The following is a 20101-nucleotide window of genomic DNA, read 5'->3' on the forward strand; positions in this document are numbered from 1 at the left end:
GTTCACAGGAGTCCCACGGCCGTGTCGACCGCGCCCGCCACATCCCCGTCGGCGGGGTAGAGCAGCGAACGCCCGACGACCAGCCCCTGGACGGTCGGCAGCCGCAGTGCGCCGCGCCATCGCTCGTACGCCTCGTCCGGATCGCCCGCGACCTCCCCGCCGAGCAGGACGGCGGGGAGGGTGGAGGTCCGCATCACCCGGGCCATGTCCTCGGGGTCGTCGGTGACGGGGACCTTGAGCCAGGTGTACGCGGATGTGCCGCCCAGACCCGAGGCGATGGCGATGGAGGTGGTGACGGCGGCGGCGCTCAGATCGGTGCGGAGACCCTCGCGGGTGCGGTGGCAGAGGAACGGCTCGATGAAGACGGGCAGTCGGTGGGCGGCCATCTCGTCCACCGTGCGGGCGGCGGCGTGCAGGGTGTCCAGGGAGCCGGGGTCGTCGTGGTCGATCCTCAGCAGGAGCTTGCCGGCGTCGAAGCCATGGCGGGAGAGGTCGGCGGGGCGGTGGCCGGTGAAGCGGTCGTCGAGCTCGAAGGCGGCTCCGGCGAGCCCGCCGCGGTTCATGGAACCGAGGACGACCTTGCGGTCGAGCGCCCCGAGGAGGAGCAGGTCCTCCAGGACGTCGGCACCGGCCAGCACCCCGTCGACACCGGGCCGGGACAGGGCGAGGCAGAGGCGTTCCAGCAGGTCGAAGCGGTCGGCCATGGCCAGCTCGTCGTCACCGACGGCGAGGGCACCACGGGCAGGATGGTCCGCCGCGATGATCATCAGTCGTCCGGTGGGGCCGATGAGGGGGCGCCTGCCGCGCGCCGCCGCCGCCTCGGCCACGGCTTCGGGGTGCCGGGCGCGGAGCCGGACGAGATCGGCGGGACCGGCGGCGGCCGGCGGGGTCATGGGGCGGCTCCCGTGGCACTCGTGGGTCCGGCGGTGCTCGCGGGGCCTGTGGTTCTCGTGGGTCCGCCTGCGCCAGCGGGGTCCGTGGCGCTCGTGGGTTGGGGGGTGCTCGCGGGGTCCGTGGCGCTCGTGGGTCCGGGGGTGCTCGCGGGCTCGGGGGCGCCTACGGGGCCCGGTGCCGCGCCGGGGCCTACCCTGCCCTCGGCGAGGGCCTGTTCCACCTTTCCTACGGCAAGGGCCTGCTCGACCTCGTGCGGGAACGGCATGGCGGAAGAACAGGCGAGGCGGGAGGCGACGATCGCCCCCGCCGCGTTGGCGTAGCGCATGACGCGTTCCGTGCCCCAGCCGGCGAGGAGGCCGTGACAGAGGGCACCGCCGAACGCGTCTCCCGCGCCGAGCCCGTTGACGACATCGACGGGCAGCGGCGGGATCTCGGCGGTGGTGCCGTCGCGGTGGGCGGCCAGGACGCCCGCCGGTCCCTGCTTGACGACCGCGAGTTCGACCCCGGCGGCGAGCAGGGCGCGGGCAGCCTTGTGCGGTTCGCGTTCGCCGGTTGCGATCTCGCATTCGTCGAGATTGCCGACGGCGACCGTGGCGTGGGCCAGTGCCTCGCGGTATCGGGCGGGGGCGACCGAACTGTGGTCCCCGCCGTCCCAGAACATGGGGCGCCAGTCGAGGTCGAAGACGGTGATGCGTCTGCGACCGCCGGACGTGTCCGGCGCTTGCAGGGCCTCGTTCGCGGCGGCGCCGCGTGCCCGCAGCGCGGTGAGGGTGGCGGAGAAACTGGGTTCGGCGCACAGGCCGGTGCCGGTCATCCAGAAGACCCGGGCGTCACGCACGGCGTCCAGGTCGACCTCTTCGGCGTGGATCTCCAGATCGGGCGCCTGGGGCCGACGGTAGAAGTAGAGCGGGAAGTTGTCCGGCGGGAAGATCTCGCAGAAGGTGACCGGGGTGGGGAGGTCCGCCACGGCGCTCACCCACCGGTCGTCCACCCCGAACTCCGCGAGCGCCTGGTGGAGATAGTCGCCGAAGGGGTCCTGCCCCGTCCGGGTGATCACAGCGGTGCGCCGGCCCAGCCGGGCTGCGGCCACCGCGACGTTGGAGGGCGAGCCACCGAGGAACTTCCCGAAGGTCTCGACCCTGGAGAGCGGCACACCGGTCTGGAGCGGGTAGAGGTCCACACCGATCCGCCCCATGGTGATCACGTCGTACGGCTCAGGCATACGCATCCCTTCGCCCCGTCTTCGACCCAGGTGCCCCGAACCGGCGGGGCGTCGGCGGGTCGTTCCGCGGCTCGTTCCGGCGGCCCGTCCTGTCCGGTCCGCCGGTTCGGTCCTTCACTACGGTCCGCCGGTTCGGTCGTTCACTTCGGTCCGTCAGTTCTGTCGTTCACTTCGGTCCGTCAGTTCTGTCTCGTGTTTCGGTCCGTCAGTTCTGTCCTGCGCTGCGTACGGAAAGACCGTCCGGACTTCCGAACCGGCAGTGCGGTACGGCAGTTCGACCCGCCGGCCGACACGGCGGTCCGGCACGCCGCTCGGTGCCGGGAACAGGCCCCGGAGCCGTCTCCGGCCGGACGGTCGCTCCCAGGTCTAGCCCTCGTCAGGAACCGTGTCAACACTTTGTCCGGACATTCGGACGAGCCCTTGACACTCCCCTCCGAGACTTGGAGGGTGGGCGATATGACCTCCTCCGTACCTTCTCCGGCCCGTATCCGCATCGGCTCGGCACCCGATTCCTGGGGGGTGTGGTTCCCCGACGACCCGCAGCAGGTGCCGTGGGAGCGATTCCTCGACGAGGTCGCGGAGGCGGGCTACGAGTGGATCGAACTCGGACCGTACGGCTATCTGCCGACCGATCCCGCCCGGCTCGCGGACGAGACCGCCCGCCGCGGTCTCGGGGTGTCCGCGGGCACCGTCTTCACCGGATTGCACCACGGCCCGCAGGTCTGGGACCGGACCTGGGAGCATGTCGCGGGCATCGCGGCACTCACCCGGGCGATGGGCGCCGAACATCTGGTCGTCATCCCGTCGTTCTGGCGGGACGACAAGACGGGCGAGGTGCTGGAGGACCGCACTCTCACCGCCGCCCAGTGGCGCGACCTCACCACCCAGACGGAACGGCTGGCCCGTGAGGTGGGAGACCGGTACGGGCTGCGGATCGTGGTGCATCCGCACGCCGACACGCACGTCGACAGCGAGGAGAACGTCAGCCGCTTCCTCGACGCCACCGATCCCGGCCTGGTCTCCCTCTGCCTCGACACCGGCCATTACGCCTACTGCGGCGGGGACAGCGTGAAGCTCATCCGGACCTACGGAGAGAGGATCGGCTACCTGCACCTCAAGCAGGTCGATCCGGTGATCCTCGCCGATGTCGTGCGGAACGAGGTGCCGTTCGGCCCGGCCGTCGCGCGCGGGGTGATGTGCGAGCCCCCGGGCGGAGTGCCCGCCCTGGAACCCGTGCTGGACGCCGCGCGCGCCCTCGGGCGGGACCTGTTCGCCATCGTCGAGCAGGACATGTACCCCTGCCCACCCGACAAGCCGCTCCCGATCGCCCGGCGCACGCGTGAGTTTCTCCGCATCTGCGGGCCCGCCCGGCCGTCGGCCTGAACGAGCCGGCCTCCCGGCCGTCCCTCCCGCGTCCTCTCTTCCGTGTCACGTATGTCCGCGTTCAGCAGGTCTTGTGTCACGGGCTCGCGACGCCCCCTGCCCCGGCTCGAGGACAGCTCGTTCGCCGGGCGAGAGCCGCGTGCAGGTACAGCAGGTACAGAGAGGTGGCATTCATGGCGGACAGGACGCTCTGGTCGTACAAGGACATCGCCGCGCACATCCAGGTCCAGCCGGGCACCATCCGTTCGTACCGTAAGCACGGGCTGCTGCCCCCGCCCGACGAGGTCCGGCACGGGAAGCCCTACTGGTACGTGGACACCGTGCTCGCGTGGATCGCGTCCCGGCCCAGCAACCGGAAACGCTGAGCGCAGTGGGAGCCGGGCCGGCAACCGGAGACACCGAGGGGCCGTGGAAGCCCGGCCCGGCCGTCGGAGTCATCGAGGGCCGCGGAGACCCGGCCCGGTAGTCCTCAGACGGCCGCCTTCGCGGGTTCGATGATGGTCACACCCGCTCCGAGCGCTGTGCCCATCGCGGCGAGCGCCGCCGGGGCGGCGTCCAGCGGGATGGTGGAGGTCACCAGGAGGTCGGGGCGCAGGGTCCCTGCCAGGACCATGTCCATCATCGGCGGGTAGTCGTGGGCGGCCATGCCGTGACTGCCCAGGATCTCCAGCTCCAGCCCGATCACCCGTGCCATGGGCAGGACCGGGTCCCCGGCCGCCGACGGCAGCAGGCCGACCTGGACATGACGCCCCTGTCTGCGCAGACTCCGCACGGACGCGGCACAGGTGAGCGGGGAGCCGAGGGCGTCGAGGGACAGATGCGCGCCGCCACCGGTCAGTTCGCGCACGGCCTCGTCCGCGCCGGCCGGGTGCGCGGAGGCGTCCACGCACTCCGAGGCCCCGAACGCCCGCGCCAGCTCGAGCGCGTGCGGCGAGACGTCGACCGCGACGACCCGGGCCCCGCACGCCACTGCGATCATCACGGCCGACAGGCCGACCCCGCCACAGCCGTGCACGGCGACCCATTCCCCGGGCGCCACCCGGCCCTGGCCGACCACCGCCCTGAACGCGGTGGCGAACCGGCATCCGAGCCCCGCGGCGGTGGCGAACGAGAGCCCTTCGGGTACCGCGACCAGATTCACGTCGGCCTGTTCCAGCGCGACGTACTCGGCGAAGGACCCCCAGTGGGTGAACCCCGGCTGGGTCTGCCGCTCACAGACCTGCTGGGCCCCCGCCGCGCAGGCGGCACACCGGCCGCAGGCGCAGACGAAGGGCACGGTGACCCGGTCGCCGGGACGCCAGTTGTGCACACCGGCGCCCACCTCCTCGACCACCCCGGCGAGTTCGTGCCCCGGTACGTGCGGCAGCACGATGTCCGGGTCATGTCCCGCCCAGCCGTGCCAGTCGCTGCGGCAGAGCCCCGTGGCCGCGACCCGCACCACCACTCCCCCGGCCGGGGCTGCCGGGTCCGGCACGTCCCGTACGCGAGCCTCCTGCCCGAACTCCTCGAACACCACTGCCCGCATCGGTCCCCGCCTCCCATGTCCCGGCTCACGCCGCCCGGCTCCTGCTACCGGCGTTCACGCCGCCCGGCTCCTGCTACCGGCTCCTGGATCCGGCGAATCTACGCTCCTGCCGCGATCTTGTCCCGGTCCCGGTCCTGGCCGCCGGCTCCGGGTATCTTCTCGGCGTCCCGGTCCCCCGCCGCAACGGTCTCCCCCTCGCTCAGTCCGAACCGCCGGTGGAACGCGCGCAGCGGTGCGGGCGCCCACCAGGTGACCCGGCCCATCAGCTTCATCACGGCCGGGACGAGCAGACTGCGTACCACCATGGCGTCCATCAGCACGGCCAGCGCGATCCCGAGCCCGAGCATCTTGGTGTTGGTGACACGGGAGGTACCGATGGCGACCATGACCACGGCGAGGATGACGGCGGCGGCGGTGATCAGCCCACCGGTGTGGCGCAGGCCGTACGTCACGGAGTGCTCGTGGTCGCCGGAGCGGTCGTACTCCTCCTTGATCCGGGAGATCAGGAACACGCCGTAGTCCATGGAGAGACCGAAGGCGACGCAGAACATCAGCACCGGCAGGGTCGTCTCTATGTCTCCGGTGCTGGTGAAGGAGAGGAGGCCGGACAGATTTCCGTCCTGGAAGACCCACACCACCGCTCCGAACATGGCTGTCAGGCTGAGGGCGTTGAGCACGACCGCCTGGAGCGGTATCAGGACGCTGCCGGTCAGCAGGAAGACCAGGAGCAGCGTCACGACCACGATGATGCCCACCGCCCAGGGCAGCCGGTCCGCTATGGCGGCCTTGGAGTCGACCAGAACAGCTGCCGCACCGGTCACCGAGGTGTCGAACGGTGCGGGCTCGGCCCGGAGGTCGTGCACCAGGTCCTGGGCGCCCTGGCCGACGGGCTCACCGGCCGGCAGCACCTCGTAGTAGGCGAAGCCGTCGCCCGTGACGGGTCCGTCGACCCGCTGCACCCCGGGGAGCGCGTCGAGCCTGTCCCGGAAGTCGGCGTACTGGCCGGGACTCGCCGAGCCCTCGGCCAGCACCTCGAGTCCACCGCCCGGGCTCCCCGGGAAGCCGTCCCGTATGTGGTCCTGGACCACACGGGACTCGGCCGTGGCGGGCAGCTGACGGTCGTCCGCCGTGCCGAACTTCACCCCGAGGAAGGGCAGTCCCAGGAGCACCAGCGTGACCGTGGTGAGGACGGCGAAGACCGGCGCCCTGCGCATCACGAGCACCGAGAAGCGGGCCCACCCCCTGCCCGAGCCCTCGGCGCTCGGAGTCCTCCCGCCCCTGCCCGAGTCCTCGGCCGCGCCCGGAGTCCTCCCGCGACGCAGCAGCCGGCGCAGGTCCAGGGAGTTGACCCGAGGGCCGAGCAGCATCAGCGCGGCAGGCAGCAGGATCAGGGCAGCGGCGGCGGCCAGGAGCACCACGGCGATGCCGGCGTAGGCGAAGGAACGCAGGAAGTACTGCGGGAAGACCATCATCGCGGCCAGCGACACCGCCACCGTCAGAGCGGAGAAGAGCACCGTGCGGCCCGCCGTGCGCAGGGTGATGCCGATCGCCGTGCGGGTGTCCGCCCCGGCGGCCAGCTCTTCGCGGAAGCGGCGGACGATGAACAAGGCGTAGTCGATGGCGAGTCCGAGTCCCAGAGCCGTGGTGAGGTTCTGGGCGAAGACCGAGACGTCGGTGAGCTCGGTGATGCCGCGCAGCACCGCGTTGGTGCCCAGGATCGCGACGATGCCGACGCCGAGGGGCAGCAGGGCGGCGATCGCGCTGCCGAAGACCACGACCAGCAGCACAAGCGTCACCGGCAGCGCGATGAGCTCGGCCCGCAGGAGGTCCTCCTGGATGGTGGTCTGCATCTCGTGCCGCACGGCGAGGGGTCCGCCGACGGAGACCTCCACCGGACCGTGTGTGCCCCGGTAGGCCGGAGCTATGCGGTCGAGGATCTCTCCTGCGGCCTTCTCGTCGCCCGCTATCCGGGCGGCCACTATCGCCTCGCGCCCGTCCTCGGAGCGCAGGGCGGGGGATTTCGTCTGCCAGTACGAACCGACACCCCCGACGCCCGGCTCGGCCGACAGCCGCTCGGTGATCCGGGCGGCTTCGGCGGCCACCGCCGGATCGTCGACGGAGGCCCCTCCGCTGCCGATCAGCAGGAGCAGATTGGGCTGGGACGCCGGGAACTCCCTCTCCAGCACCTGGGTGGTGTAGGTCGACTCCGCATCAGGCGCCTCCCAGCCGCCGCTGCTCATACGGTCGGCCACCCCGCTGCCCGCGAACACGGCCAGTGCCGTGATCACCAGAGCCGCCAGCAGTGCGAGCCGTGGCCGTGCGGTGACGAGGCGGGTCCAGCCCCCGACGCGCTCCGGGCTGTCGACTTCGGGCATGGTGCGGTGTCCCCTTCACCGGGACCCGGGCAGCACAAGGCAGCATGGGTCGGTCATTGCCACGTACACTGGCAAACACGAGTCCTCGCTCGTGTTTTCTCAGAATGCGAGCACCCTCTCGTATTTGTCAACCGCGTCTTGAGAGCTGGGGATGAACGTGCCGGAGGCCAGAGCCGGAGAAGCCGCCGAGCCCGCACGCGGGGAGCGGAAAGGCCCGAGGGAGCGACAGGAAGGGGCAGGGCGGACGGGCGGGCGCAGCCCGGGCGCCCCGGGCGGCCGGGGCGCCGGGGATGCCGCCTCGGACACGGGAGCCGACCGGCCGCGCCGCCGCCAGGCGCGCGGCGAAGCGCGCATCGCACAGCTGCTCGAAGCCGCCGCCGGCGTCTTCAGCGCCAGCGGCTACAACGGCGCCAGCACCAACGCCATCGCACGCGAGGCGGGCGTCTCCCCGGGCACGCTCTACCAGTTCTTCCCCAACAAGGAAGCCATCGCCGTCGAGCTCGGCGACCAGCTCATGCACCGCTGGCGGGAGACGTACGGAGCCGCGTTCGTCGTCAGCCACCTGGAGCTGCCGCTCGACCGGATGCTGGACGCCGTCCTCGACCCGCTGATCGCCTTCAACTGCGAGAACCCGGCCTTCGCCGTCCTCACCCACGGCTCCGAGATCCCGGGCGTGATCAGTCGGGAGCACGACGTCCTGCACGCCACGATGCTGAGCAGGACCGAGCAGCTCCTGGGCACCTACCTGCCGGACCTCCCGGCCGACCAGACCGCCCGCATCGCCGCCATGTCCTTCGTCCTCTTCAAGGCCGGACTCGACCTGATCATGTCCCACGAGGGGGCGGAACGTGACGCGTACATCACCGAGTTGAAGTCCGTGATGTACCGCTACCTCGAACCCCTGACATGTGACACACCCGACAAGGGGACGCGAGACGCCAGGGATACCCCCTAGGGGTATAGTGGAGATACGGGCAGGCGCACCGGGCTTCCCGGTACCCTCCCGCGCCACACCCGCCACATCCATGTGTCCTGCGTAGAGGAGAACGACATGACGGCCGAAACGGATACTCCCCGGACCGCCGGATCCTGCTGCTCGTCCGGCGGTGGCCACAACGGCGGCTCGGCCGACGTGCAGGTGGGCGGCGTCACCGAGGTGTACGAGGTGAAGGGCATGACCTGCGGCCACTGCGAAGGGGCCGTGTCCGAGGAGATCTCCGCGCTCACGGGCGTGACCTCCGTGAAGGCGGAGGCCGCCACCGGAAGGGTGACGGTCACCTCCTCCGCCCCGCTGACCGAGGACGCCGTACGCGACGCCGTCGACGAGGCGGGCTACGAGCTCGTGGGCCGCGCCTGAGACCCGCCGCATCCGCCCGCCCCGTCCGGGGCCGCGCGCCGGCCCGCCCGCGCGGGCCGGCGCACTCCGGCGGGTCGGCGCACTGCACACGGCCCGGCACACTCCGGGGGCTCGCGTCCTCGACGGCCCGCACCTCGCGGCACCGCCTCGCACCTCCCCGCGCGCCCCGCACCTCCCGGCGGCACGATCCACCGGCGGCTTGCGCGCCACCCAGCACCTCCGTCGGGCCGGTTCCCTCACCGGAGGAAGCAGATACTGGTGGGGAAACGGCCCGACTGCTCGACCCAGGAGCCCGCACACATGGCCAGCACCACGGCAGCCGAGGCCCCGGCTGCGGAGACTTCCGAGGCCGAACTCGCGATCGGCGGGATGACCTGTGCCTCGTGCGCGGCCCGCGTCGAGAAGAAGCTCAACCGGATGGACGGGGTCGTCGCGACCGTCAACTACGCGACGGAGAAGGCCCGCGTCCGCTTCGCGCCCGGGACCGCGCTGGACGACCTCGTCGCCACGGTCGAGAAGACGGGCTACACGGCACGGCCGGTCGTACGCGCCGCCGCCGCACCGCACCCGCCTGCCCCGCCTGCGCCTGCCTCGCCGCAGCCCACGACGGCAGCTCAGGTTGACGGAGGCGTCGCCCCTGCGGAGGCCGGAGAAGGCGCCGATCCTGCTGAGGCCGACAGCCGCACGACCACACAGGCCACCCTCGACGCCGTCACGGACCGCCGCACCACCACACAGGCCACCCTCGACGCCGTCACGGACCGCCGCACCACCACACAGGCCACCCTCGACGCCGTCACGGACCGCCGCACCGACCCCGGCCGCAGCACCACCGCGTACGCCCCCACAGGCGCACTCGCGGACGCAGATCCGGACGCGGACGCGGACGAAGACACGGACCGCGACGCCGACGGGGAAGCCGGCCTCGCAGTGCTCCGGCAGCGCCTCCTGGTCACGGCGGTCCTCGCCGCCCCCGTGGTCCTGATGGCCATGGTCCCCGCCCTCCAGTTCGACAACTGGCAGTGGCTCTCCCTCACCCTCGCCGCCCCCGTCGTCGTCTGGGGCGGCCTGCCTTTCCACCGTGCCGCCTGGACCAACCTGCGGCACGGCGCGGCGACGATGGACACCCTGGTGTCCATCGGCACGCTGGCGGCCTTCTGCTGGTCGTTGTGGGCGCTGCTCCTCGGGGACGCGGGCATGCCGGAGATGCGGCACGGTTTCGACGTCTCGGCGTCCCGCTCCGACCCCTCCTCCACCATCTATCTGGAGGTCGCGGCAGGAGTCACCGTGTTCATCCTGCTGGGCCGCCATCTGGAGGCGCGGTCCAAGCGGAAGGCCGGCGCCGCCCTGCGCGCGCTGCTGCGTCTCGGCGCGAAGGACGTCGCGGTCCTCCGCCCGGCCGGACGACCGGAGGACGGAGCCACGGAGGTACGCGTCCCCGTGGGACGGCTCGCCGTCGGCGACCGTTTCGTCGTCCGCCCCGGCGAGAAGATCGCCACCGACGGCACTGTCGTCGAAGGCTCCTCGGCCGTCGACACCTCGATGCTCACCGGCGAGTCGCTGCCGGTGGACGCCGTCCCGGGTGACACCGTCACCGGCGCCACCCTCAACCTGTCCGGGCGCCTGGTCGTCGAGGCGACCCGCGTCGGCGCCGACACCCAGCTCGCCCGGATGTCCCGGCTCGTCGAGGACGCCCAGAACGGCAAGGCCTCCGCCCAGCGCCTGGCGGACCGGATCTCCGCGGTCTTCGTCCCCGTGGTCCTCCTGATCGCCCTGGGGACCCTCGTCGCGCACCTGCTCGCCACCGACGACGTCACGGGCTCGTTCACGGCCGCCGTGGCCGTCCTGATCATCGCCTGTCCGTGCGCCCTGGGTCTCGCGACGCCCACCGCCCTCATGGCGGGCACCGGCAGAGGCGCCCAGCTGGGCATTCTCATCAAGGGCCCCGAGGTCCTGGAGACCGCACGCAGGATCGACACGATCGTCCTCGACAAGACGGGCACGGTCACCACGGGGCGCATGACTCTCGGCCAGGTGCACACCGCGCCCGGTACGTCCGAGGGCGATGTACTCCGGCTCGCCGGCACTCTGGAGAGCGCCTCGGACCACCCCGTGGCGCGTGCGGTGGCCGCGGGGGCGGCGCTCCGCGCCGGAGCCGCGCTGCTCGCCCCGGCGGACTTCACGGACGTCCCCGGGCTGGGGGTGCGCGGCACCGTCGAAGGGCGCCGCGTGCTGGTGGGCAGGCCGCAGCTCCTCGCCGATGCCGGGATCACCCTGCCCGGTCCCCTGGCCTCCGCCCTGGCGGAGGCGGCGGCCCAGGGCCGCACGGCGGTCGCCGTCGCCTGGGACGGCACCGCCAGGGGGGTGCTCGAAGTGGCCGACGCGGTGAAGGAGAGCAGCGCGGAGGCTGTCGCGGAGCTGCGCGCGCTGGGCCTCAGGCCCATTCTGCTGACCGGCGACAACCAGGCCGTGGCGCACGCCGTGGCCCGCGCCGTCGGGATCGACGAGGTCCACGCGGAGGTGCTGCCCGAGGAGAAGGTGCAGGTCGTCCGGCGCCTCCAGGCAGAGGGCAGGTCCGTCGCCATGGCAGGTGACGGCGTCAACGACGCGGCCGCTCTCGCGGTGGCCGATCTCGGCCTGTCGATGGGGACGGGGACGGACGCGGCGATCGAGGCCGGTGATCTCACGCTTGTTCGTGGAGATATCAAGGTGGCCGCTGACGCCATCCGCCTGTCTAGGCGTACGCTGTCGACCATCAGAAGCAACCTCTTCTGGGCCTTCGGCTACAACGTGGCCGCACTGCCTTTGGCTGCGTTCGGGCTGCTCAGCCCCATGATCGCGGGTGCGGCGATGGCGTTCTCGTCGGTCTTCGTGGTGAGCAACAGCCTGAGGTTGCGCTCCTTCACATAATTTCTACAAAGAGACTTAGATCACACCGATTCGAGGGTAACCATCTGATGGGTTGGTGAGTCTAAGAGTGCGATGCCAAGGATGTCTTGGGGGACGTCCGATGGAGTGTCTTGGGGGACGCTCCTGGCAAGCGTGGCCGGGGCACGTGCACCGGGGAGCTTTGAGCGGCCCTCCCGTGCGTACGTACCCCGGCAGTCGCACAGCAGGACCGAACTGAATAGGCACCACCGCAAAACAACGGGAGTTCAGGCTCCCTTCAGACGCCCGGCCGGATCCCGTGGGGGGAATCCGCTCCGGGATATGGGAAGCGCCCCGTCCGTCGACCCGTGGGGGGATCGACGGCGGGGCGTTTCTCGCACCTGCCGAAGCATCAGGGCCCGGCACCCACGGGCCCAGCCTCGGGGCCCGGCACGACGGCTCCGCCGAAGAAGCCCCCCGAACGACGGCCCCCGGACCACTCCACCGAGCAGCCCCCATGACGCCGAATCGCCCCGGACACCGCGCTCTGACAGGACGAGCGCGGTACGCGGGGCGAAGGATGCCGGCCGGAGCGGCCGGGGTGGGGCAGCGGTACCAGAAGCTTCAGCGGCCCTCGGCCGGGACGAAGTCGCGCAGGACCTCGCCGGTGTAGATCTGGCGCGGACGGCCGATGCGCGATCCGGGCTCCTTGATCATCTCGTGCCACTGGGCGATCCAGCCGGGGAGGCGGCCGAGCGCGAAGAGCACGGTGAACATCTCGGTCGGGAAGCCCATGGCCCGGTAGATCAGGCCCGTGTAGAAGTCCACGTTGGGGTAGAGGTTGCGCGAGACGAAGTACTCGTCGGAGAGCGCGTGCTCCTCCAGCTTGAGCGCGATGTCGAGCAGCTCGTCGGACTTGCCGAGCGACGACAGCACGTCGTGGGCGGCGGCCTTGATGATCTTGGCGCGCGGGTCGAAGGACTTGTACACCCGGTGGCCGAAGCCCATCAGGCGGACGCCGTCCTCCTTGTTCTTCACCTTCTGGATGAAGGAGTCGACATCGCCGCCGTTGGCCTGGATGCCTTCGAGCATCTCCAGCACCGACTGGTTGGCGCCACCGTGCAGCGGGCCCCACAGGGCGGAGATACCGGCGGAGATCGAGGCGAACATGTTCGCCTGCGAGGAGCCGACCAGGCGCACGGTCGAGGTGGAACAGTTCTGCTCGTGGTCCGCGTGCAGGATGAGCAGCTTCTCCAGCGCCGAGACGACGACCGGGTCCGGCACGTACTCCTGGGCCGGGACGGAGAAGGTCATGCGCAGGAAGTTCTCGACGTAGCCGAGGTCGTTGCGCGGGTAGACGAACGGGTGACCGATCGACTTCTTGTACGCGTACGCCGCGATCGTCGGGAGCTTGGCCAGCAGCCGGATCGTCGAGAGGTGACGCTGCTCCTCGTCGAACGGGTTGTGGCTGTCCTGGTAGAAGGTGGACAGCGCGCTGACGACCGAGGAGAGCATGGCCATCGGGTGGGCGTCGCGCGGGAAGCCGTCGAAGAAGCGCTTGACGTCCTCGTGCAGCAGCGTGTGCTGGGTGATCTCGTTCTTGAAGGCCGACAGCTCGTCGACCTTGGGAAGGTCGCCGTTGATCAGCGTGTAGGCGACCTCGAGGAACGTCGAGCTCTCGGCGAGCTGCTCGATCGGGTAGCCGCGGTACCGCAGGATGCCCTGCTCGCCGTCGAGGTAGGTGATGGCGGATTTGTACGCGGCCGTGTTGCCGTATCCGCTGTCCAGCGTGACCAGGCCCGTATTGGCCCGGAGCTTCCCGATGTCGAAGCCCTTGTCGCCGACGGTGCTGTCGATCACCGGGTAGGTGTACTCGTCATCGCCGTACCGGAGTACTACAGCGTTGTTGGTGTGCTCGCTCACGTCATCCCTCACCGACGTAGTGCCTCTTCTTCGAGGTGCCCTGACTGTCTCCACCCTCCCCCATTTGGCTCAGGAGAGTGCACTCGGGGTCGTCCATTGGACCTACTGACGGCACTGAGTGCCGTCAACTTTCTCATCCTGCCCCCTGAGATCCGGTTCCGGAAGGGCTCAGTGATGTTTCCCACCGTTTTGATCGATCATTTTTTCGGAGGAGTCTCCGCCCGTTCCGCCTCGCAGCCGGAAATCCAGCGCCGTACAGCGTCTGCCTGCGGAAACGGTGCGGACTGCCTGGCCGATGGCCTTGCGCGAACCGACCAGCACGACGAGCTTCTTGGCCCGGGTGACCGCGGTGTAGAGCAGGTTGCGCTGCAACATCATCCAGGCGCTGGTCGTGACGGGGATGACGACCGCCGGGTACTCGCTGCCCTGGGAGCGGTGAATGGTCATCGCGTAGGCGTGGGCCAGCTCGTCCAGCTCGTCGAAGTCGTAGACGATCTCCTCGTCCTCGTCCGTGAGGACCGTCAGCTTCTGCTCGTCCGCGTCGAGGGCCGTGACGACTCCGACCGTGCCGTTGAAGACCCCGTTCTCACCCTTCTCGTAGTTGTTGCGGATCTGGGTGACCTTGTCACCGACCCGGAAGACCCGACCGCCGAACCGCTTCTCGGGCAGTCCCGGGCGGCCCGGGGTGATGGCCTGCTGGAGCAGGCCGTTGAGATGGCCGGCGCCCGCCGGACCTCGGTGCATCGGGGCGAGGACCTGCACGTCACGGCGGGGGTTCAGGCCGAACTTGGCGGGGATGCGCCGGGCCGCCACGTCCACGGCGAGCACCCCGGCGTCCTCGGTCTCGTCCTCCACGAACAGGAAGAAGTCGTCCAGCCCCTGGGTCAGCGGGGGCACCCCCGAGTTGATGCGGTGGGCGTTGGTGACGACGCCGGACTGCTGGGCCTGGCGGAAGATGGTGGTCAGCCGGACCGCCGGGACCGGACCGCGCTCGGCGAGCAGATCCCGCAGCACCTCCCCCGCGCCGACCGACGGGAGCTGGTCCACATCGCCGACCAGCAGGAGGTGGGCACCGGGTGCCACCGCCTTGACGAGCTTGTTGGCGAGCAGCAGATCGAGCATCGACGCCTCGTCGACGACGACCAGATCGGCGTCCAGCGGCCGGTCCCGGTCGTACGCGGCGTCCCCGCCGGGCTTCAGCTCCAGCAGCCGGTGCACGGTGGACGCCTCGGCGCCGGTCAGCTCCGAGAGCCGCTTGGCGGCCCGGCCGGTGGGAGCGGCCAGCACCACCTCGGCGCCACGCGCACGGGCCAGCTCGACCACGGACCGGACGGTGAACGACTTCCCGCACCCCGGGCCGCCCGTCAGCACGGCCACCTTGCGGGTGAGGGCGAGCCGGACGGCCGCCTCCTGCTCGGGGGCCAGCTTCGCCCCCGTACGCCGCGCGAGCCAGGCCAGCGCCTTGTCCCAGTCGACGTCCTGGAAGGCCGGCATCCGGTCCTCAGGCGTACGCAGCAGGCGCTGCACCTGGGCGGCGAGGGAGATCTCGGCGCGGTGGAAGGGGACCAGGTACACGGCGGTGACCGGCTGACCGTCCTCGGGCCCGGGCACCTTCTCCCGTACGACGCCCTCCGGGTCCTCCGCCAGCTCCGCCAGGCAGTCGATGACCAGCCCGGTGTCGACCTGGAGCAGCTTCACCCCGTCGGCGATCAGCCGCTCCTCGGGGAGGAAGCAGTGCCCCTGATCCGTGGACTGCGACAGGGCGTACTGGAGACCGGCCTTGACCCGCTCCGGGCTGTCGTGCGGGATGCCGACGGCTTGGGCGATGCGGTCGGCGGTGAGGAAGCCGATGCCCCAGACGTCGGCTGCCAGCCGGTAGGGCTGGTTCTTCACGACGGAGATCGACGCGTCCCCGTACTTCTTGTAGATGCGGACGGCGATGGAGGTGGAGACGCCGACGGTCTGGAGGAAGACCATGACCTCCTTGATCGCCTTCTGCTCCTCCCAGGCCGCGGCGATCATCTTCGTCCGCTTCGGACCGAGCCCCGGGACCTCGACCAGGCGCTTCGGGTGCTGCTCGATGATGTCGAGGGTGTCCACACCGAAGTGGGTGGTGATGCGGTCGGCCATGACGGGCCCGATGCCCTTGATCAGGCCGGAGCCGAGGTATCTGCGGATGCCCTGGATCGTGGCGGGGAGGACCGTCGTGTAGTTGTCGACCTGGAACTGCTTGCCGAACTGCGGGTGCGAGGCCCAACGCCCCTCCATCCGCAGGGACTCACCGGGCTGGGCGCCGAGCAGCGATCCGACGACGGTGAGCAGGTCCCCCGCCCCCCGTCCGGTGTCGACGCGGGCGACGGTGTACCCGTTCTCCTCGTTGGCGTAGGTGATCCGCTCCAGGACGCCTTCGAGGACGGCCATGTTCGGCATGGTGGACATGGTGCCGACGGTACCGGGCGGGTACGACAGACACCCCGCGCGGGCCCACGGCACCGGTGACCTTCCAGGGGCATCTGCCCGCTCGGCTGCCAACGCGCAGGACTTCCTGGCATCCGTCGCTGAAGCCAAGGCCGACGAGATCGAGTATCGCCCTCTGTTCGATCACATCGACGAAGTGGGTCAGGCATGAAGCCGACTCAGATCAGCGTCGGCTCAAAATGCCTCAGGCATCGAGCACGTGGGCAACTGCCAGGGCGATGCGGTCGATCCAGTTGATCGCATCCGTGACGTCGTGCTCGTCGATGGGGCGCCGCTGCTTGAGGTCCCCGTCCACCAGGTCGGCGTCATGAGCGATCTTGTTCCGCCGGTCCGTGATGGTGACGTACTGGGCCTTCAGTGTCTTCTCCGTGTAGGCCGTGCGGTTGCCCTGCCACGTGTTGATCTGCGCGGCCGCGCCCTGCCAAACGTTCTTGTCGGTGACCAGCTTCAGCGCCTCGGAGATCTTGCGCGGGTTCTGCAGTGAGGCGCTGCCCCACCTCTCCTTGACGTGCTCGACGACCGCCTCAGCCAGGGTGACGTCCCCTCGCTGCACGGCCTCGACCTGGCGCAGGGGGATTTCGTAGTTCTGGAGTTGCAGCGGCATGTCGGTGCCGTCCTTGGCCGCCAGTTCGGCGACGCGCCGGAAGAGCTCCTCGTGGAACCAGTGGTCGATCGCGGCCACCGACTGCACCCAGGCAGCCCGGTAGAAGTCGCCGACATCGATGGCCGCAGGCTTGAAGGGCGCCAGATTACGCCCGGCGTCCACCATCTTGCGCGCGTAGGCGATGTTGGTGGTGAACGCCTCGAACTGGCTGGTGTCCGGCCTCGGAATGGCCATGGGTGGAGCCCCCGTACTGTCACATGTGCACTGCCTTGCGTGAACAGCCTTCGCGACGGTCCGGGAACACGTCAAGCGGCTTGTGGGATCGCTGATTACTGATGTCCGGATCTCGCCTTGCGGGCCGTCAACTGTCCGGATCGAGGCTGTTCAGGTCCGGTCGCGCACCTCGAAACTCAGCGACCTGGAGAACCTCCCGCAGAGACTCGCTGAGCCGACTGGCGAGGAAGTGCAGCTCCACCCCGGTGGCCTTCGTGTCTGCCAGCAGGTCGGTGGCGTGGTCGAGCAGATCACCGGCCATGCCCAGCCGGATGCTGTCGATGCTCGCGGCCATCCGCGACACGGGGCCGGTGCCGTCGCCCAGGACATAGCTGGGCTTCCCTTCCAGCCCCGTCCCGGGCAGCAGCCTGAATGTCTGGCCTTCGTGCCGGTTCCCGTTCACGCGGCGACCTCTGTTCCGCGAGCGGGGAGGGGCAGCCCGACGGCCTCACCCGTCACGGCGTGCCACACGGTGCGACGCCCGCGCAATGCGTCTGCCACCTCACGCTCGTGCGCGGCGAGGTAGGGCCGCACCAGCGGGCTGTCCTCCCCGCGCAGCGGACGTTGCCCGGTACGGCGGGCGGTGGGGCCAACAACCAGCGTGACGGGTCCCGGGAGGGTGGGGGCGGGTGCCTTGTGGAGGCGCCGCAACAGCAACTCTGCGAAGCGACGGACGAGTTCTTTCATGACGGAGTGCTCTCCCTTGACTGCTTACCCACGAACGGATGCGTTGCGTAGCGAACTCATCACAGGGTGAGGCTGCGCGTGGCTACGCTCCAGGGGTTCGGGCTTGACGGGCTGCTTGTCAGGAAAGGGACTGAGGCCGGTGGCGGAGGAGCGGAAACCCCGCACGCAGAGGGAGAAGTACGGCGAGGAGCTCAGGCTGCGGCGGGTGTCGGCCGGCCTCACGCAGGAGGCCCTGGGCCGCCAGGTTGTGTGCTCGCCCACACTGATCAGCCATTACGAGGCAGGGCGGCGGCTACCAAAGCCGGATGACGCGCAGCGGATCGACATGGCGCTGGAGGCTGACGGCTTCTTTGTCAGATGGCTGGAGAACCTGGATTCCAAGTACGCCGACTACTTCGCCGCAGTGGTGGAGCTGGAGCGGGAAGCTTCAGAGATCCGGCAGTACGGGGCCCAGCTCGTCCCCGGGCTGCTTCAGACCAGCGCTTACGCTCGCGCAGTGTTCCAGTCAGCACGCACGAACTTCACTGACGAGGAACTTGACACCGCCGTGACAATCCGCCTAGAGCGAAGCAAGCTGCTGCGAGCGTCCCGAGCCCCCGTCGCATGGACGTTGCTCGACGAGGCAGTGCTCAGGCGACGTGTCGGAGGGCCTCAGGTGATGGCCGAACAACTGCACGCGATCGCGGACATGGCTGAACGCGGGCGCCTCCGTCTGCATGTGCTGACCTTTGATGCCGGGGCACACGCGCTGCTCGAAGGAATGCTCTATCTGCTCAACTTCAAGGATGCAGCTCCAGTTGCCTACGTGGAAGGTCTGTACACGGGCAACCTGGTCGACGATCCGGCACTGGTTGAGGCCTGTCACACGGACTACGCTCTCGCCCTAGGTGATGCGACCCCGCATCTGGAGTCAGTAGCACTGGTCAGGGCCATAGCGGAGGAACACGAACATGCAGGATGCTGAGCACAGCTTCGCCGGCTGGTACAAGTCGAGCTACAGCGGTGCCAACCAAGGCGAGTGCTTGGAAGTCGCTGCAGGTCACCCGATTATCCCCGTGCGCGACAGCAAGGCTCCGCACGGACCCGTCATCACCTTCTCCTCCCCCCGCTGGGCCACCTTCGTCGCTGCCGTCGTGGACGGCCGGTTCGACGCCTGAGTCCCACCGAAGTTCGGGTCCCGAAGCTCGGGATTCGAGGGCCGGGACGGGGCGGCTCACTCTTTCGTGGGTACGGGGACAGGTCCGGGCCCGACGCTTGAGCTTCGGGATTCGGGGGCCGGGACACGAGCCCCGAGGTTCGAGCGGTGCTTGTTTCCGGGAGGGAAAAGAAGGGGTTGGGGAAACCTCCCTGACCTTCCCGCCCCGTCACGGCCAGCAAGTATGACTAATCGTGACCAACTTGCAGCGCGGCGTCACGACGGCTTACGTTGCGCTCAACGAATCGACCCCGACGCGGTGTTGCCACACCGGCCGGGGCCTCACCCCAAGATCGAACGGACCCGATCTCGTGGCTATCGAGAACCTTAGTCCCGCCCTGCCCGCGCCCGCAGCTTCGCGCCCGTACACCAAGGCTCACCCCGGCTACGGCAAGCGCACCACACCCGAACAACGTCCGCCTCGCGCCGATGACTTCGCGCTGCTGCCCGAGCGGGAGCGGTACGTCGCCGGGTACGTCGACCGGCTGCCCGAGGGCGGCGCCATGGACGTCAAGTCGCTGGCCAGGTCGTTGCCCCTGTACGGGCAGATGGCCGTGAGCAGCGCGCTGCGTGCCCTGGGCGTGGCCGGTCACCTGCGGCGCGTTCGGTGCCAGGTCGTCGGCGAAGGCGGCCAGAGCCGGTGGGTCACCCGTACTTTCTGGTCCCGTACCGCGCATGACAGCGAGTGGTGGGACACCTTCACCCGGACCGGAGCAGGCGACCACCAACCCGCCACCGCGCCCCGGCCGGATGAAGCCGAGCCGGTGGAGCCTCCGCAGACCTCCGCTGCACCGTCCACGCCTCTCGTACCCGTGCAGCGGGCAACCTCCGAGGAGAGCCAGGCCGGGTACTCGCCCGCATACCTCGCCCTCGCCCAACTCGGCCGCAGAGAGCCGCGGCTGGCCCTGTCCGCCGCCGACTGCGCAGCACTCGAAGGGCTGGCCGCCGCATGGCTCGAACGCGGCGTGAACACGGACTACCTCACCCAGGCCCTCACCGCCGGTCTTCCCGCCCAGGTCGGCTCGCCCATCGGATTCGTGCGCCGTCGGCTCACCGACAAGATCCCGCCGCCCCTCCCTGTTGCGGCTTCGACGGCCGCCCACGAGGCTCGCGTTCACCGCGTCATGATGGAGTGCACCGAATGCGGTGTCCCCGGGCCGCCGGAGGCCCTCCCCGAGGGCCTCTGCCGAGCCTGCCGGGCGCCCTCCCCGGACACCACACCGGCCTCGTCCGCCGAGGTGCCCACAGAACGGGACGTACACGCGCTCGTCGGCAGCCTCCGCAACCTGATGAAGGCCCCCTGACTGAGGGCACCGG

At 70.2% G+C, this 20101-nt stretch carries 18 protein-coding genes; 9 read left to right on the forward strand and 9 right to left on the reverse strand.

The genetic code is table 11. The features are described from left to right. Positions 1–2 precede the first annotated feature (2 nt). Together ACFYQ6_RS04345 and iolC are read right to left on the reverse strand one after the other, a co-directional pair. Positions 3–893, reverse strand: coding sequence for a deoxyribose-phosphate aldolase (locus tag ACFYQ6_RS04345; protein WP_361571538.1), 891 nt, complete (start codon positions 891–893; stop codon positions 3–5). Further along, on the reverse strand, positions 890–2116 hold the full coding sequence (gene iolC / locus ACFYQ6_RS04350; RefSeq protein WP_388760377.1) for a 5-dehydro-2-deoxygluconokinase: 1227 nt from the start codon (positions 2114–2116) through the stop codon (positions 890–892). Before iolC ends, ACFYQ6_RS04345 begins: the two co-directional genes overlap by 4 nt. 456 nt (positions 2117–2572) lie before the next feature. Between iolC and ACFYQ6_RS04355 the strand changes: the two genes are divergently transcribed. Beyond that, positions 2573–3499, forward strand: coding sequence for a sugar phosphate isomerase/epimerase (locus ACFYQ6_RS04355; protein ID WP_361571544.1), 927 nt, complete (start codon positions 2573–2575; stop codon positions 3497–3499). Positions 3500–3672: 173 nt separating this feature from the next. Beyond that, on the forward strand, positions 3673–3864 hold the full coding sequence (locus ACFYQ6_RS04360; RefSeq protein WP_361571547.1) for a MerR family transcriptional regulator: 192 nt from the start codon (positions 3673–3675) through the stop codon (positions 3862–3864). 104 nt (positions 3865–3968) lie between these two features. Here the strand turns inward: ACFYQ6_RS04360 and ACFYQ6_RS04365 are convergent, their stop codons facing one another. Together ACFYQ6_RS04365 and ACFYQ6_RS04370 are read right to left on the reverse strand one after the other, a co-directional pair. Further along, positions 3969–5024 (reverse strand): zinc-dependent alcohol dehydrogenase family protein, encoded by a 1056-nt coding sequence (locus ACFYQ6_RS04365; protein WP_361571550.1) that lies wholly within the window; start codon positions 5022–5024, stop codon positions 3969–3971. Positions 5025–5122: 98 nt separating this feature from the next. Then, positions 5123–7399 carry an MMPL family transporter gene (locus ACFYQ6_RS04370; RefSeq protein WP_361571553.1) on the reverse strand — a complete coding sequence of 759 codons (2277 nt, stop codon included), beginning with the start codon at positions 7397–7399 and terminating at the stop codon, positions 5123–5125. 151 nt (positions 7400–7550) lie between these two features. Between ACFYQ6_RS04370 and ACFYQ6_RS04375 the strand changes: the two genes are divergently transcribed. From ACFYQ6_RS04375 to ACFYQ6_RS04385, 3 genes are all read left to right on the forward strand, one after another. Beyond that, on the forward strand, positions 7551–8354 hold the full coding sequence (locus ACFYQ6_RS04375; protein ID WP_388760382.1) for a TetR family transcriptional regulator: 804 nt from the start codon (positions 7551–7553) through the stop codon (positions 8352–8354). A gap of 96 nt (positions 8355–8450) precedes the next feature. Beyond that, positions 8451–8756, forward strand: a complete 306-nt coding sequence (locus ACFYQ6_RS04380; RefSeq protein WP_388760385.1) for a heavy-metal-associated domain-containing protein — start codon at positions 8451–8453, stop codon at positions 8754–8756. A 300-nt stretch (positions 8757–9056) separates the two neighbouring features. Next, entirely contained in the window at positions 9057–11666 is a 2610-nt protein-coding gene (locus ACFYQ6_RS04385) for a heavy metal translocating P-type ATPase (protein ID WP_388760388.1), read from the forward strand. A 582-nt stretch (positions 11667–12248) separates the two neighbouring features. Here ACFYQ6_RS04385 and ACFYQ6_RS04390 read toward each other — a convergent pair. Continuing rightward, the gene (locus ACFYQ6_RS04390; RefSeq protein WP_145801439.1) at positions 12249–13547 is read right to left on the reverse strand and encodes a citrate synthase; all 1299 of its coding nucleotides are present in this window, start codon (positions 13545–13547) and stop codon (positions 12249–12251) included. A gap of 168 nt (positions 13548–13715) precedes the next feature. Beyond that, complete coding sequence (locus ACFYQ6_RS04395; protein ID WP_388760941.1) at positions 13716–15977, reverse strand: ATP-dependent RecD-like DNA helicase; 2262 nt, start codon at positions 15975–15977, stop codon at positions 13716–13718. Between ACFYQ6_RS04395 and ACFYQ6_RS04400 the strand changes: the two genes are divergently transcribed. Beyond that, positions 15967–16176: a hypothetical protein gene (locus ACFYQ6_RS04400; RefSeq protein WP_388760390.1), complete on the forward strand. Its 210-nt coding sequence runs from the start codon at positions 15967–15969 to the stop codon at positions 16174–16176. The two genes, ACFYQ6_RS04395 and ACFYQ6_RS04400, sit on opposite strands and share 11 nt — an antisense overlap. 33 nt (positions 16177–16209) lie before the next feature. Here ACFYQ6_RS04400 and ACFYQ6_RS04405 read toward each other — a convergent pair whose 3' ends face one another. From ACFYQ6_RS04405 to ACFYQ6_RS04415, 3 genes are all read right to left on the reverse strand, one after another. Beyond that, complete coding sequence (locus tag ACFYQ6_RS04405; protein ID WP_388760393.1) at positions 16210–16863, reverse strand: hypothetical protein; 654 nt, start codon at positions 16861–16863, stop codon at positions 16210–16212. A gap of 127 nt (positions 16864–16990) precedes the next feature. Continuing rightward, the gene (locus tag ACFYQ6_RS04410; protein ID WP_388760395.1) at positions 16991–17305 is read right to left on the reverse strand and encodes a hypothetical protein; all 315 of its coding nucleotides are present in this window, start codon (positions 17303–17305) and stop codon (positions 16991–16993) included. Further along, positions 17302–17589 carry a hypothetical protein gene (locus ACFYQ6_RS04415; protein ID WP_388760398.1) on the reverse strand — a complete coding sequence of 96 codons (288 nt, stop codon included), beginning with the start codon at positions 17587–17589 and terminating at the stop codon, positions 17302–17304. Before ACFYQ6_RS04415 ends, ACFYQ6_RS04410 begins: the two co-directional genes overlap by 4 nt. Positions 17590–17728: 139 nt before the next feature. Here ACFYQ6_RS04415 and ACFYQ6_RS04420 point away from each other — a divergent pair, with 139 nt between their 5' ends. The 3 genes from ACFYQ6_RS04420 (at position 17729) to ACFYQ6_RS04430 (ending at position 20088) form a co-directional block, all read left to right on the forward strand. Beyond that, positions 17729–18553, forward strand: a complete 825-nt coding sequence (locus ACFYQ6_RS04420; RefSeq protein ID WP_388760401.1) for a Scr1 family TA system antitoxin-like transcriptional regulator — start codon at positions 17729–17731, stop codon at positions 18551–18553. Next, a complete protein-coding gene (locus ACFYQ6_RS04425; protein WP_388760404.1) occupies positions 18540–18746 on the forward strand; it encodes a DUF397 domain-containing protein in 207 nt (68 codons plus the stop codon). The genes ACFYQ6_RS04420 and ACFYQ6_RS04425 overlap by 14 nt, the downstream gene beginning before the upstream one ends. Before the next feature lie 349 nt (positions 18747–19095). Next, the gene (locus ACFYQ6_RS04430; RefSeq protein ID WP_388760407.1) at positions 19096–20088 is read left to right on the forward strand and encodes a MarR family transcriptional regulator; all 993 of its coding nucleotides are present in this window, start codon (positions 19096–19098) and stop codon (positions 20086–20088) included. Positions 20089–20101 lie beyond the last annotated feature (13 nt).

This window comes from Streptomyces sp. NPDC005494, from assembly GCF_042872025.1.
Classification (GTDB): Bacteria; Actinomycetota; Actinomycetes; order Streptomycetales; family Streptomycetaceae; genus Streptomyces.

Coding starts and splice junctions, on each gene's coding strand:
- ACFYQ6_RS04345 (WP_361571538.1), bottom strand. CDS start 893: ATGACCCCGCCGGCCGCCGCCGGTCCCGCCGATCTCGTCCGGCTCCGC.
- iolC (WP_388760377.1), bottom strand. CDS start 2,116: ATGCCTGAGCCGTACGACGTGATCACCATGGGGCGGATCGGTGTGGAC.
- ACFYQ6_RS04355 (WP_361571544.1), top strand. CDS start 2,573: ATGACCTCCTCCGTACCTTCTCCGGCCCGTATCCGCATCGGCTCGGCA.
- ACFYQ6_RS04360 (WP_361571547.1), top strand. CDS start 3,673: ATGGCGGACAGGACGCTCTGGTCGTACAAGGACATCGCCGCGCACATC.
- ACFYQ6_RS04365 (WP_361571550.1), bottom strand. CDS start 5,024: ATGCGGGCAGTGGTGTTCGAGGAGTTCGGGCAGGAGGCTCGCGTACGG.
- ACFYQ6_RS04370 (WP_361571553.1), bottom strand. CDS start 7,399: ATGCCCGAAGTCGACAGCCCGGAGCGCGTCGGGGGCTGGACCCGCCTC.
- ACFYQ6_RS04375 (WP_388760382.1), top strand. CDS start 7,551: ATGAACGTGCCGGAGGCCAGAGCCGGAGAAGCCGCCGAGCCCGCACGC.
- ACFYQ6_RS04380 (WP_388760385.1), top strand. CDS start 8,451: ATGACGGCCGAAACGGATACTCCCCGGACCGCCGGATCCTGCTGCTCG.
- ACFYQ6_RS04385 (WP_388760388.1), top strand. CDS start 9,057: ATGGCCAGCACCACGGCAGCCGAGGCCCCGGCTGCGGAGACTTCCGAG.
- ACFYQ6_RS04400 (WP_388760390.1), top strand. CDS start 15,967: ATGTTCGGCATGGTGGACATGGTGCCGACGGTACCGGGCGGGTACGAC.
- ACFYQ6_RS04395 (WP_388760941.1), bottom strand. CDS start 15,977: ATGCCGAACATGGCCGTCCTCGAAGGCGTCCTGGAGCGGATCACCTAC.
- ACFYQ6_RS04405 (WP_388760393.1), bottom strand. CDS start 16,863: ATGGCCATTCCGAGGCCGGACACCAGCCAGTTCGAGGCGTTCACCACC.
- ACFYQ6_RS04415 (WP_388760398.1), bottom strand. CDS start 17,589: ATGAAAGAACTCGTCCGTCGCTTCGCAGAGTTGCTGTTGCGGCGCCTC.
- ACFYQ6_RS04425 (WP_388760404.1), top strand. CDS start 18,540: ATGCAGGATGCTGAGCACAGCTTCGCCGGCTGGTACAAGTCGAGCTAC.